A 13,379-nucleotide genomic window follows, 5' to 3' on the forward strand; every position below is an offset into this window, starting at 1 on the left:
TTAACGTCATGCTTCAGATCCCAACAACACCTCGTCATGATTGGAAAGTGCGAGCAAAAGAATTTGGGTTTGGTTTCCATACAATCGATAATGAGCCGTACTGGACGGAAGACCGTTATTACCAGTTTACTCTCAAGCAGATTGAAGAACATATTGAAGATCCGACAGCGGAAATCCACCGGTTGAGCCTTCAAGCAGTAGAGCAAGTGGTTAACAGTGATGAGTTGATGACTAGATTCCAAATTCCAGAAGCAATGTGGTCATTGGTTCGTGGATCTTGGAAGCGCAGAGATCCAAGTCTCTATAGTCGCCTTGATTTTGCCTATGATGGTAAAAACCCGGCTAAGTTATTGGAAATTAACTCAGATACGCCGACTTCTATTTATGAACATGGTTTTTTTAGCTGGCTGTGGTTGGAAGATAAGGTTAACCGTGGTGAATTGCCTCATGCTGCTGATCAGTTCAACTTACTACAGGAGTTGCTTGTTAATCGCTTTTGTGAACTGAAACCCTTTTTGCCATTCAACACGCTTCATTTTGCCTGCTGTAAGGGTACGGAAGAAGACAAGGGCTCGGTTGATTACATGGCTGACTGTGCCAAAGATGCCGGTATTCATACCGAGTTTGTCTACATTGAAGACATTGGGCTCAGCGAGTGTGGTCAATTTACGGATAGTAATAACAAGATCATAGACTCTATGTTCAAGTTGTACCCGTGGGAGTTCATGTTTCGTGAAGAATATGCTCAATACCTAGTCAGCGCGGGTGTTAACTGGTTTGAGCCAATGTGGAAATGCATCACTTCGAATAAAGCAATTTTGCCATTGCTTTGGGAGATGTTTCCAGGACACCCAAATCTGCTTGAAGCTTATTTTGCCGATGATCCGCAAGCCAAGTGCCTGACTTATTATGTTATGAAGCCGATATTCAGCCGTGAGGGCGCGAATATTAGTATTCATAAAGATGGCAAAGTAGTTGAAAAGGTAGATGGTCCTTACGGTGAAGAGGGTTACATTGTGCAGCAATACACCCCATTGCCAAAGATCGGTAATAGCCATGTTCTTATCGGTAGTTGGCTCGTTAATGATACGCCTGCGGGTCTATCGGTTAGGGAAGATATTGGCAGGATCACGAAGGATACATCACGATTTGTACCTCATATTATTTTAGGTTAATGATTCTATAACTGTTTATTTCTGGAGCAGGGTGGAATACCCTGCTTTCTGGCTCTTAGTAAACATCCAATTTTATTGCTGAAATGTCATGTTTGTATGATTTTTCATCCATTTTTTAACATGTATTCTCCTTCTTCTTTATTATTATGGTGAAGTACGGTACGCATCAGAAGTAAATCCAATTCAGTATCAGGGAGGTGTTTTTTGTCTTTGAGCTCGCAGCGGGTAACTGAATTATCCAGTTCGCGGCAGATAAAGTTATGAATGCGTTTAAAACGTGGGCTATACTCCGTTTCGTCAGCGTTACGCTTGATGGCAAGCAGAGTCTGTATTTCCTGCATCAGCGCTGCGTCTGTAACAGTTCCGGCCAGTAGGGTGTCGAAGCGCATTGGGGGGATACCTTTACCCGCTTCGATCCAACGTACCGCCAGCAATGGGCGTAGTACATAAAGGTATTTTTTCAGCCGAATTTTCTCGCCTTTTAGGTAACTACGAAAGTTTTTCTTTGCCATTGACAGATAGTGATATCGCGCTCTGTTGTTGGAGAAATAGTCTGGTAATAGGGCACGTAGTGCCGCCATGAACTCCACGTCTTCGTAGTAGATTACCGGTGAGTCTGCCCACTCCATCAGTGTCGGGTTGGCTCGTTTCAGCAGCCCTAAAGTTTTACGCAGTTCCCAACCACAGATATCCAGCTCGTTACTGATCGGTAGTTCAATGACATCCCGAGAGGGATCGACGCGTAAGTACCATGATGGCGTATGTACATAAATAAAACGTACATCGTAATCACTGTTTGTCGAGGCAAATCCCCAACCACGGCTACCTGATTCACAGGCGTAGAGTATTTGTATTTGCAGCTCTGTCTCAAGTTGCGCCAGTTTTTGGCATATGTGTTGCTTCATGATGTCACTGATACCAAATTTTTCTTTCATCTTGATTATCCTTTTACGCAAACCACTTGACGCAGGGTGTGAACGATTTCTACTAGTGAAGACTGAGCGGCCATTACAGCCTCAATGTCTTTGTAGGCCATCGGAATTTCATCGATGACGTCGCTGTCCTTGCGGCATTCCACGTGTGCCGTGGCACGCTTCTGATCCTCTATTGTGAAGCGTTTTTTCGCTGCCGTGCGGCTTACTGTTTGGCGTGGTCATTAACTCGTAATCGTTTGTTATCACATTGTTCTCCTGATTACTTAGCCGCCACCATTATTATATACCCGTCATCTTTCAAGTTGCCTCTTTGTTGGCTGCACTCACTCACCCCGGTCACATAGTTATCTATGTTCCCGGGGATTCGCTCCCTTGCCGTCGCGATCCATCTTGAAATCCATAGGGTATAATTTAAAGTAACGGATATTTTTCCTTTTTAATCAATGCTTCTGAATTTATTTTTTATCTTGGTCTTCTTTTGAACCATTAGGAAAACATTGTAAATAAAAACTTTATTCCACTATTAATATAGTATTATGTTTAATGGTAATTGCAATTATTTGATTTATTATTTTGTTGAGTAATGTTGAAATTGTGATGCTAATCTATATAAAAATGTGTTTGTAAAAGCATATATGAATTTATTATAGTTTTAAATTGTGTTGATAATTGTAAAGGAAATGTAAAACAATTAAATTATTTAATATTATGATACTGTTGTAATAGTATGTTTATATACTATTCAAATGGATGTATATTTGTGCATAATTATCATGTGGATGTGAAGAATTATTAAATGAGTAACATTATCTTTTGATGAAATAATATTTCTATGGTTGGAATAAAATGACAGTCTGAATTTAATATATTTTTTGAAAATATCAATATGTGTAGTGTATAGCCGATAACGTTTTTATTGATTTATTCTTGTGAAATTTTATTTATATCTCATTGATATAAATATTTGTAATCTATTGTTTTTATTGTATTTTTTGTTTGATTTATTTGCATTGTCAAGTGTGGAAAATAAACTTATACACTATTTATAACTGATAATTTATAATGAGTTAATGATTTCTTATTGTTTAAATATGTGTAAAAATAGTCACAAATTATTATTCTATTTGTCATTAACTAGATGAGTATATATGGCTGTTATCACTTTATAAGTGTAGGTAAATTACGGTTTTTTATTCTTTATTTGGTTTTTATATTCTTTTATTTATTATTGATTTTAATAATATCTCAATTTTCAATTGAAAAGCATGATATTAAAAATATTTAGTAAACATTTTTTCGGATAAAAAAAGAGTTTTGTTAATAATTTGTGGAGTACAACAAAATAAACAGGTGTTAAATTGTGTGATGATTTATTTGTCTTATTGTCAATCTTAACGAGATAATTAAAAAACTGCCCTTAATAGTTATTTTTTCCTATTCATAAAGGGGTTAATTATCTTCTTTTTCCCAATATTGCTTGCATTTTAATTTTAATCTCTTCATTAAAATTGTGCGGAAATTATCCGCGCAATTTGATGTTGTATTGGGTAATGTGAATTTATGTGTCAAATTAGCCAATTAATTTTGGCTAATTTGGCGATTATTAATCATCGTTAATACTTGCCAGCACATTTCCTGCCTGTTGATAACCGCCTTCTTCCGCATAGATAACGATTTTCCCAGAACGATGTGCGATAAGTTGCGTTTCCATTTTCATTGCTTCCATGACAGCAATGACATCACCTTGTTTAACTTCATCACCTTCCTGCACATACCAGGATTGTAAAACGCCGGATATTGATGCTAAGACGGGATTTGGTACCGCTATTGTCTCCTCAGCTTCATTACCTTTGCTCTCGGTGATGAAATTTTGCTCAGAATCAGGCAATGAAAGCCCTTTTAATAATTCGTCTGGTAGCCCTAGTTCATGCCGACGGCCGTTAATTTCAATAAAAGTACGTGTTACTTTTTCTTGATAATGGTTTTCCTGACGCGGAGATATTTTTATATCATTGATAAAATCAGTTTCGATCCAACGTGTATGGATGTTAAATGTGTCATCGGAAATAAAATCAGGATGCTCCATTACTGCTCGATGAAAAGGCAATACTGATGCAACGCCTTCAATGCTGAATTCTTGTAATGCACGTCGCGCACGGGCAATAGCTTGTTGTCGGGTTGGTCCGGTGACAATCAATTTAGCCATCAGCGAATCAAAAGTGTCAGGGATGGTGGAACCTGCTGCAACACCAGAATCCAATCTTATGCCTGGGCCGGAAGGAGGAGAAAATACCGTCACGGTTCCGGGCGTCGGTAAAAATCCTTTACCTGCATCTTCGGCGTTAATACGGAACTCAAAAGAATGGCCTAAAGGGATCGGTGTTGTTGTCAATGATAAAGGTTTACCTTCAGCAATCCGGAATTGTTCTATCACAATGTCGATCCCTGTAGTTTCTTCGGTGACAGGATGTTCAACCTGCAAGCGAGTATTCACTTCCAGAAAAGAAATTGTGCCGTCTACACTGAGGAGAAACTCCACAGTACCGGCTCCGATATAACGGGCGGCGGTGCAAATATCTCGTGCCGCTTGATGGATACGCTGGCGCTGATGTTCGGTCAAAAATGGCGCCGGCGCTTCTTCTACCAATTTTTGGTTACGCCGTTGCAGTGAACAATCACGTGTACCAAGTACCACTACATTGCCATGTTTATCAGCCAGAATTTGCGCTTCAATATGACGAGGTTTATCCAGGAACTGTTCAATGAAACATTCTCCACGGCCAAAGGCCGCTGTTGCTTCACGAACAGCTGAATTGTAGAGTTCGGTGACTTCATCAAGCCGCCATGCCACTTTCATGCCACGTCCACCACCGCCATATGCTGCTTTGATTGCAATTGGCAGGCCATATTGTTCGGCAAACGCCAGTGCTTCCTCTGCGTTTTTCACCGGTTCTTCTGTTCCTGAAACCTGTGGTGCGCCTACCTGTTGGGCAATTTTGCGTGCTTTAACTTTGTCACCCAGAATATCAATTGTCTCTGGTTCAGGACCAACCCAGATCAATCCCGCATTAATAACGGCACGGGCAAATTCTGCACGTTCAGCCAGAAATCCGTATCCGGGATGTACCATGTCGGCACCTGAACGTTTCGCAATATCCAATAATTGGGGAATATTAAGATAAGTATCTGCGGGGCTGTTTCCGCCTAAACTGTAAGCCTCATCAGCCAATTGTACATGTTGTGCATTGATGTCCGAATCAGCGTAGACGGCGATAGATGGTAAACCATAATCCCGGCAGGCACGGATAATACGGACGGCGATTTCACCGCGGTTAGCAATCAAAACTTTTTTTATGGGATGGTTTTTAATATTCATAGTCATTGTGATGCTCAGAGCGGCAATCGCTCTCTTTTATTTCGTGAAATTCAGTGATGGGATTGAAGCGAATACGGGCGTTGACAGAAATTTGTCCGGCAAGATCAAGATGATAGCTGGCAACGGAACCAATCACGGGGTAACCGCCGGTCAAAGGGTGATCTGCTAAAAACAAAACCGGTTGACCACTGGCGGGAACCTGAATTGCGCCGGTGGTCGTTCCCTCACTCGGTAACTCTTTATGGTTAAGACGCGACAGTGGTGTGTTGCCATACAGACGAATACCGACTCGATTAGATTGTGGTGTAACCTGCCAAAGTTGGCTTTTTAGCAGGGATAACGCTTCTGTTGTGAACCAGTCAGTACGTGGCCCCAGAATGATATCCAGTGTAATGATATCGTCAGAAGTAGGCATATTAAAAGCCGGCCTTTCATCCATTGATACCGCGCAACCCTGCGTCACAGTAAGAATATCCAAAATATCGCCTATAGCGATTGGCTTGGGGCCAATGTGTGCCAGCGTATCGTAAGAGAGGCTGGAGAGAATAGGTTGCTTGGCAAAGCCGCCACGCACAGCCAAATAAGAACGCACTCCCGCTTTGGGCGTTCCTAGTGTCACTGTATCACCTTCACTCAGATCAATAGGCTGATAGCCATCAACCTGAAACTTTCGGCCAGATGCTGTTTGAACAGTGATTGGGCAGTCAGCACCTGTGACAGCGATAATGACATTGCCATGAGAAATAAAGCTTAATCCTCCTTGCACAATTTCCAGACATGCGTTATCCGAAGGATTACCGACGATCCGGTTGGCACTTTTCAGCGCGGTTTTATCTAGTGCACCGGCAGCGGAAATACCTAAACTAGCTTGCCCTGAACGCCCTAAATCCTGAAAAAGTGTTTGTATTCCAGTGGTTAGGATTTCCAGCGAGGAGCGTTTATCAACCTGTGAAGATAGAACGTTCTCTATGGGGGCAACAGGGGTTTTGGGTTTAGTGATAGAGATTGCTGCGCCTTTGCCTTGATCTCTGAAACGTACCCGGAAACCGGGTTGTAACAGGGAAGAGGGAGAACGCGAGAGATCCCACATGCGCTCTGGCGTGATACCGATGATTTGCCAACCTCCCGGACTGGCTTGAGGGTATATCCCACTGAATTCTCCAGCCAGACCAACTGATCCCGCAGGGATGCGGGCTCTTGGTGCCATTCGCCGAGGAACATGTAAACAGTTTGAATCTGCGACTAAATAGGCGAATCCGGGGGCAAATCCGGTAAAAGCAACAGTGTACTCACTTTCTGTATGTCGCTTGATAACTTCCTGTGTGGTGATGCCGAGAGTTTCCGCCACTTCAATCAGATCTTCACCATTGTAATACACCGGGATTTCAACGAGTTTCCCTGTTGTCCTATCCAGTGTATTCAGGTTGCGCCCATTGATTTCTCTGGCAAGTTTGACGGTGGAAACAACATTGGGACGAAATCGAATCAACAGTGTTCTGGCTGCCGGAATAATTTCTTCTACGCCAGCAATGGGGCAGGCGTTAAGTGAATCAAATAACGCCAGCGTTTCATTCAGATCATGAAGCTCGACAATAATGGCACCTAAATTAACAGGTAAAAAACGCACTAGGTACTCCTGAGCATAATAAGAGAACTGCCACTTGCTTAAATAAAGGAGCGTACGGTGATCCCGGCTTGTTGCAGGGTTATTTTCACCTGACGTGCCATTTCTACCGCATCTGGGCTGTCACCATGAACACAGATGGAATCTGCCTGAATACGGGTAAAGCTACCATCAATGGCTTCAACTCCCCCTTCGGTCACCAATTGCAACATGCGTCGGGCAACGAGATTAGCGTCATGAAGCACAGACCCTTTTTCCCGGCGGGAAACTAGCGTGCCTTGTGGAGTGTAAGCTCTGTCAGCAAAGGCTTCCGCAACGGTACGCAAGCCTTTTTCCCTCGCTAAATCCAATAGTTTTGAGCCGGCTAATCCAACCAGCGCTAAATTGTCATCCACTTCGCGAATCGCTGTAATAACGGCAAGGGCTTGGTATTCATCATGGGCAATGGTGTTATACAGTGCACCGTGCGGTTTAACATAACTTACGGTGGTTCCTGCCGCCGCTGCCAAACCTTTCAACGCGCCAATCTGGTAAATAACATCCGCGATCAGCTCATTACTGGAGATATCCATATTACGGCGACCAAATCCGACAAGGTCTGGATAAGACACATGAGCACCAATAATCACTTGATTTTCACGGGCAGCTTTTAAAGTTTGAAGTATCCCGGCGGGATCACCGGCATGAAATCCACACGCTACATTGGCACTGGTGACAATGCTCAGCATGGTATTATCGTCACCCATTTTCCATTGACCAAAGCCTTCACCAAGATCGCTGTTTAAATCAATAACGTTCATAGTCGTAACCTTAATAAAATGATATTCAAAAAAGCAGTGAAAAATTTAGAGTGCTTATAACTCTATAGATGGTAATTTCCGCTACCCCAATGGGCGTTGAATTAATGTGTTGTACCTCCACCAATAACCATGTCCTCACTGTTATTTAATGCTTGCTTGATAGCAATTTTCAGTGCTGTTGTTATTGTTTCCAGAGCCATACTTGGCGTACCGGGGTGTTTTACCGCCTGTTCAGGCAGGTAGGGAATATGGATAAATCCACCACGTACTTTGGGATAAGTCAGTGCCAGATGGTGTAGTAGGCCGTACATGACATGGTTGCAGACATATGTCCCGGCACTCTGTGAAATCGAAGCAGGAATCCCTGCGGCTTGCAGGCCACTGACGATCGCTTTGATCGGTAGGGTGGAGAAGTAGGCCGCAGGGCCTGCTGCCACGATAGGGGTATCAATGGGTTGATTGCCCTGATTATCGGGAATACGTGCATCGTTGATGTTAATCGCTATGCGTTCCAGCGTGATATCTGGTCTGCCGCCTGCTTGTCCCACTGCAATGACGAGTTCAGGTTGTATCTCATCAATAGCTGCGTACAGATAAGTTAGAGAAGTGTTGAATACACATGGGAGCTGGCGTGTCTCAATATGTGCTCCAGATAGCTGTTGGTTTTGCAATTGTCTGACCGACTCCCACGATGGATTGATGGCTTCACCGTCAAAAGGTTCAAAAGCGGTAATCAGAACGGTTTTCATGGGATCTCTCCTTACAAAAACATCAAAAAATAGAGCAGAAAAACATTGGCAATCAGCAGCGCTATTCCCGTGGGAATTTGTGCTTTAATGACCGCATTGCGATTTGGTAATTCCAACAGAGCGGCAGGAACGATATTGAAGTTTGCGGCCATTGGGGTCATCAGTGTACCGCAATAGCCTGAGAACATGCCGATAGCGGCCATGACCGCTGGATTACCGCCATGTTGCAGTACCAGAATGGGAATGCCGATCCCGGCGGTAACAATCGGGAACGCGGCGAAAGCGTTGCCCATTATCATTGTCAATAACGCCATGCCGAGTACGTATGTCGTTACCGCGATCAATCGATTATCCACCGCTAAATAATGTTCAGTCAGGTGAGAAATTGCGGTACCGACACCGGCTACGGTAAATAATAGCCCTAGCGTCGCTAATATCTGTGGCAGGATAAACGCCCAACCGATAGCATCCAGTAGGCGACGTGCTTCTTGGGTTGATTGAGCTACGCCTTCACGGGTCATTCTCAATGCAACGCCATATCCGACTAAACAGCCTACCGTCATGGAAAACAGTGTTACCAGCGTGGCATGGTTGCCGCTACCGAACAGTGCTTGTTGTAACCCAGGGACGTGGTTAAACAGTAATACGCCGATCACGGTGACGATAGGTATCGCCAGTGCGGGAAGAAAGAGACGATTACCCAAACGGGAGGCACTTTCCTGCCGTTGCTGAGGTGTGCGTTGATGGTAGCTGCCCAATCGCACACCGCCAAAACCTGCCGTCAGTGCCATCAATACGACGATTAGCCCGACACCGATATGTAGCATCTTTTGGGCCTCGGCTTCGTTGTCTGCCCATAGTGCTATTACGCGATAGCTCCAGTCGCCTACTAGAAACACGATGCCATATAGCGCCCAGAACAGGCTGGTGGTCAAGCGGCGAGGGTTGGCGTGATCACGCCAGGACATCACCGCTACGGCCAGCAGAACTGTGCCGGCCAGCCAATAAAGATACTGTTGCTGAAACATTACTCCACCTTACTTCGATTTTTGTCCATACCATTCAGTGCTGCCAGTTTGGTTGCGATGTGGTGGTCAAGACGAGACAAGCGGAAAGCGTGGATCAGGAAGGCACAGATGGCGGTAGGGAGCCCCCACATAGCGATATGTAGCGGTTCCGTTTGGATGCCGCCAGACTCCAGCATAAAGTTATGCATAAAGATGATTGCACCAAAAGCGACGAAAATATCCTCCCCGAAGAAAAGGCCAACATTGTCGGTTGCTGCTGACATGGCCCGCAGGCGATAACGTACATCGTCAGGCAGGTCATGATGACGGTTTTCCGTAGCCCCTTCTACCATTGGCGCCAGTAATGGACGCACCATTTGTGGGTGTCCTCCTAAACTGGTCAGCCCTAGCGCAGCGGTTATTTCACGAATGAACAAATAGATGATTAGCAAACGTCCGGCGGTTGCTGTTTTAATATTGCTAATCCAGGTTTGAGCTCGTTCTTTTAAACCGTGCCGTTCTAAAAGGCCGATAGTTGCCAGCGGCAACAGCAAAATCAATGGCAAATTTCGGGTATTAAGGAAGCCGGAACCTAGCTTTTCCAGAATCGCTGTGATCGGCATATGTGCGGCCAGCCCGGTGATGATCCCTGCGACAATCACCACCAATACCGGGTTAAACCTGAGTAAAAAACCCACGACAATAACCGCTATGCCAATCAACGGCCATAGATTCACCATCTGTTGCATGTTGTGTCACCTCTGTACATGAAAATAGCTGTCGCCTGCTGTGTCGTCATAGGCTGAATTCCTGTGTGATAGATAAATGTATATCTAAGCAATATGCGTACCATCGTTGGATAATTTGTATTTATTGTTAAATAATTGTTTTTGTATTGTTGAGCAATAAATAGAGTGAGGCGAAAGAATAGGCAAATGAAATTATTTTTTAGTCATAAAAATAAAACGTAGATCACTTTTTACAATAGTGATGCTCTATGGTGGTGCGCTGAATGCACCATCATGAGGCAAGTTTAATTAACCTCAGCTTCGTTTAAAAATAGCGATATCACAATCCCGTAAATTCAAGCTCGGTTTTTTAGGTTGGAATGTATAAGCAATTAGGCCAGCGACGATTTCCAATAAAAAACCGAGCTGACTGCGGTGTCTTGAATGCGCTATCTGCGAAATATTTTTAAGCTGATCCACGACCGTTTCTATCAAAAATCTCCTTCTTAGCATCAGTTTATCCCAGAGAGATAACGCTTTTGCCTTCATGTTACTACGGACATGAGTGATTAACGTTATTCCTTCTGCTTCCAGTTCATCGCACAAAGCCTGCGACAAATACCCTTTATCGCCATATAAACATCCGGTTAATCCTTGTACCAGCGCTTTGACGGGATGGCGATCATCCTTATTTCCTGAGGTCAACTTCACTGCCAGAAGTTCACCACAATCATTGATAACCCGATGAAGTTTAAAGCCATAAAACCAGCAGATACTGGTTTTCCCTCGCTGTGCGACGCCCTGAAATACGCGATGACGGGGAATACGGAGATTGTGGCAAACGGCAATTTTGGTTGAATCAATAAAAGCGATCCCCTGGGTTTCAGCCTTGCGTGACGAAAGAAAAGCACAGAGGGGAATGAGCGCCCTTTGCTTCAAGGTTAACATCCGGGTGTAGCTGACCAATTTGGGAAAATCGGCCTGAAGATAGTGTTTAACATGCTGAATATAAAACGTTTTAAAATCACGATAATGGCTCATGTGGAATAAAATGAGGATCGTCATGACTTCACTGAGAGAAAGGGAAGCTTCGCGGCGACGTTTGAGCAAGCCATTTTCAATTAACTGTTGATGCCAGAGAGGAATAAATTTTTGGCAAAAGTCATCGACGCAGCAGTAAAGTTCTTCTAAATTAACCATGCCTGAGGATCTCCACGATTTTGTTTTCTTTGACAAAAACTTTGATCGTGTCTCAGGCACTTAGTTCCCTTCTTAAGCAAACCTCAGGTTAATTATGGCGCTGAAAACAGTGGATAGGGAGGGTTATCGTTTTTCCACCTTTCGCGTGCGTGCAGATAGCCGCCGGGGCCTGATAATGCCAGCATCTCTGACGGTCGGTTGTGGTATAAATCCGTTTTTCTCCCTGCGGGCAGACATAACAATTCTGCAACTTGTCATAGGTAAAATGTTTCTTCTGAAAGGTATTCGGCCAACGATAACCCATGATGGGGATAATGCCAGACATTTCCGTCAGGTAACAAACCGGAATTAAATGTTAATATTTTTAACAAGTTATATTGACAATGAATGATACCAAAGCTACTGTGTGTTTCGAGTTTAGGTAGATAAAAATATTTAATATAATCACCGCTGTAAAAGGAAATCATAAAAACTCTCAATCCATTATAAGGAAGATAGTAAACATGTCTTTTAAAGCAAAGCCCGATGGTCATCGAGTTATTCTTGATGGCGCGGATGTCGGTAACTTTTGCCCGGAAACCTCGTTACTAGAAAATTTTGATAAATACAACATCGATATTCCCAGTTTATGTCGAGCAGGAAAATGCGGCTGTTGCAAAATGATGTTAATAAAAGGTCAGGTGCGTCATGGGAAACAGAGCGCATTAAGCGAAGATGAACTAGAAGAAAATATAATTCTGGCTTGCTGTGCCTATTCAGAATCAGATATCGAAATCGAACTTTATTGAGTAAGGACTATTCTATGAGTCTTATTGAAACTACATTAAAGAAATGGGATCGCTCTGCTATTGTCCGTTCCCGTCCTCGCCGATTACTTAACGAACAAGACCATCATTCTACCCTTTTCTTTCCTCTTGAACGTCTTCCTCTGTGTACGCACCCGCAAGTCGACATATTAGGTGATGAAGCGCTGCGATATATCCAAGTACAAATGCTTTATCACTACTTGAGTGGCATAGCTAACATTGAACTGGATATTATTAACGATTCCAGTTACAAGCTTTACAAAAATGTTGTCGGTGTTTATTTCCCCACCGAGATGCGTCTAGATGCTCTAACTGTAGTAGTGGATGAGTCATATCACGCACTTGTCGCTCTGGATCTGATTAACCAAGTCGAACAGATGACAGGCGTTGTCCCTCTGCCTATGCCCAAAGATACGGAAGCTTCATACGCGCTTGCGATGGCGCTTGAACAATCAAGCGATCAGCTACGTGAATTGCTGCGGCTGGTATGCGTGTCTCTTTCTGAACAAGCGCTAACGACCGACCTGATCGATGTTATCAATAATGAAGATATTTTCCCGTCATTCTATTTGGTGATGAAAGATCATGTTGCCGATGAGGGCCGTCATGCACGATTCTTTCAACAGGTTCTAGGCCATATCTGGTGTCACAGTGACTCGAAAATGAAACAAGCGATGAAAACGCCAATTATAACATTTATTGAAAGCTATACGACAGATGTCATCGCTAAGGATTTTGGTACGCAAATTTTGCGACATTTAAATATGGAAGAAGCAGTCATTGCCGCAGTTATTAACGATACCTATCCTGAAACCACAGCCAAACCTTGGGAAACAAATAATATCGTCACAGAACAAATGTTATTGGCATTGGAAAAATCAGGTATCCTTGCCGAACTACCAATAGCTAAAGCAACACACGCGTAATCTTAACGCATAAATTGAATTAATGCTGAGGGTCATTTTTATGCTCCCAAGGG

11 protein-coding genes and 2 pseudogenes are annotated in these 13,379 nt (G+C 43.5%); 3 read left to right on the top strand and 10 right to left on the bottom strand.

Going from position 1 to position 13,379, the window contains the following annotated elements:
* Positions 1-8: 8 nt before the first annotated feature.
* Positions 9-1,175, top strand: coding sequence for a glutathionylspermidine synthase family protein (locus AAC155_RS19720; protein WP_113043826.1), 1,167 nt, complete (start codon positions 9-11; stop codon positions 1,173-1,175).
* A gap of 104 nt (positions 1,176-1,279) precedes the next feature.
* On the opposite strand, the gene AAC155_RS19725 is transcribed toward AAC155_RS19720, so the two are convergent.
* From AAC155_RS19725 to AAC155_RS19770, 10 genes and pseudogenes are all read right to left on the bottom strand, one after another.
* A complete protein-coding gene (locus AAC155_RS19725) occupies positions 1,280-2,110 on the bottom strand; it encodes a nucleotidyltransferase domain-containing protein (RefSeq protein WP_113043827.1) in 831 nt (276 codons plus the stop codon).
* A 5-nt stretch (positions 2,111-2,115) separates the two neighbouring features.
* Positions 2,116-2,322, bottom strand: a pseudogene (locus AAC155_RS19730) (RtcB family protein); the annotation flags it as partial.
* A gap of 1,391 nt (positions 2,323-3,713) precedes the next feature.
* Entirely contained in the window at positions 3,714-5,486 is a 1,773-nt protein-coding gene (locus AAC155_RS19735; RefSeq protein WP_229015661.1) for an acetyl/propionyl/methylcrotonyl-CoA carboxylase subunit alpha, read from the bottom strand.
* On the bottom strand, positions 5,476-7,113 hold the full coding sequence (locus tag AAC155_RS19740) for a 5-oxoprolinase subunit B/C family protein (RefSeq protein ID WP_113043829.1): 1,638 nt from the start codon (positions 7,111-7,113) through the stop codon (positions 5,476-5,478). The genes AAC155_RS19735 and AAC155_RS19740 overlap by 11 nt, the downstream gene beginning before the upstream one ends.
* Before the next feature lie 38 nt (positions 7,114-7,151).
* Positions 7,152-7,910, bottom strand: a complete 759-nt coding sequence (locus tag AAC155_RS19745; protein ID WP_113043830.1) for a LamB/YcsF family protein — start codon at positions 7,908-7,910, stop codon at positions 7,152-7,154.
* 101 nt (positions 7,911-8,011) lie between these two features.
* Entirely contained in the window at positions 8,012-8,659 is a 648-nt protein-coding gene (gene pcp, locus AAC155_RS19750; RefSeq protein ID WP_113043831.1) for a pyroglutamyl-peptidase I, read from the bottom strand.
* An 11-nt stretch (positions 8,660-8,670) separates the two neighbouring features.
* The gene (locus tag AAC155_RS19755) at positions 8,671-9,687 is read right to left on the bottom strand and encodes a DUF979 domain-containing protein (protein ID WP_113043832.1); all 1,017 of its coding nucleotides are present in this window, start codon (positions 9,685-9,687) and stop codon (positions 8,671-8,673) included.
* Entirely contained in the window at positions 9,687-10,415 is a 729-nt protein-coding gene (locus AAC155_RS19760; protein WP_113043833.1) for a DUF969 domain-containing protein, read from the bottom strand. The genes AAC155_RS19755 and AAC155_RS19760 overlap by 1 nt, the downstream gene beginning before the upstream one ends.
* A gap of 294 nt (positions 10,416-10,709) precedes the next feature.
* On the bottom strand, positions 10,710-11,594 hold the full coding sequence (locus AAC155_RS19765; protein ID WP_113043834.1) for an IS982 family transposase: 885 nt from the start codon (positions 11,592-11,594) through the stop codon (positions 10,710-10,712).
* Positions 11,595-11,715: 121 nt separating this feature from the next.
* Positions 11,716-11,940: pseudogene (locus AAC155_RS19770) on the bottom strand (IS5/IS1182 family transposase); the annotation flags it as partial.
* Between the two features lie 157 nt (positions 11,941-12,097).
* On the opposite strand from AAC155_RS19770, the gene AAC155_RS19775 reads away from it, so the two are divergent.
* Together AAC155_RS19775 and AAC155_RS19780 are read left to right on the top strand one after the other, a co-directional pair.
* The gene (locus AAC155_RS19775; RefSeq protein ID WP_113043835.1) at positions 12,098-12,382 is read left to right on the top strand and encodes a 2Fe-2S iron-sulfur cluster-binding protein; all 285 of its coding nucleotides are present in this window, start codon (positions 12,098-12,100) and stop codon (positions 12,380-12,382) included.
* Positions 12,383-12,396: 14 nt separating this feature from the next.
* Positions 12,397-13,326: a diiron oxygenase gene (locus AAC155_RS19780; RefSeq protein WP_113043836.1), complete on the top strand. Its 930-nt coding sequence runs from the start codon at positions 12,397-12,399 to the stop codon at positions 13,324-13,326.
* The last annotated feature ends 53 nt before the right edge of the window (positions 13,327-13,379 follow it).

It is taken from the genome of Photorhabdus sp. HUG-39 (assembly GCF_963878365.1).
In the GTDB taxonomy this organism is placed as follows: domain Bacteria; phylum Pseudomonadota; class Gammaproteobacteria; order Enterobacterales; family Enterobacteriaceae; genus Photorhabdus; species Photorhabdus kayaii.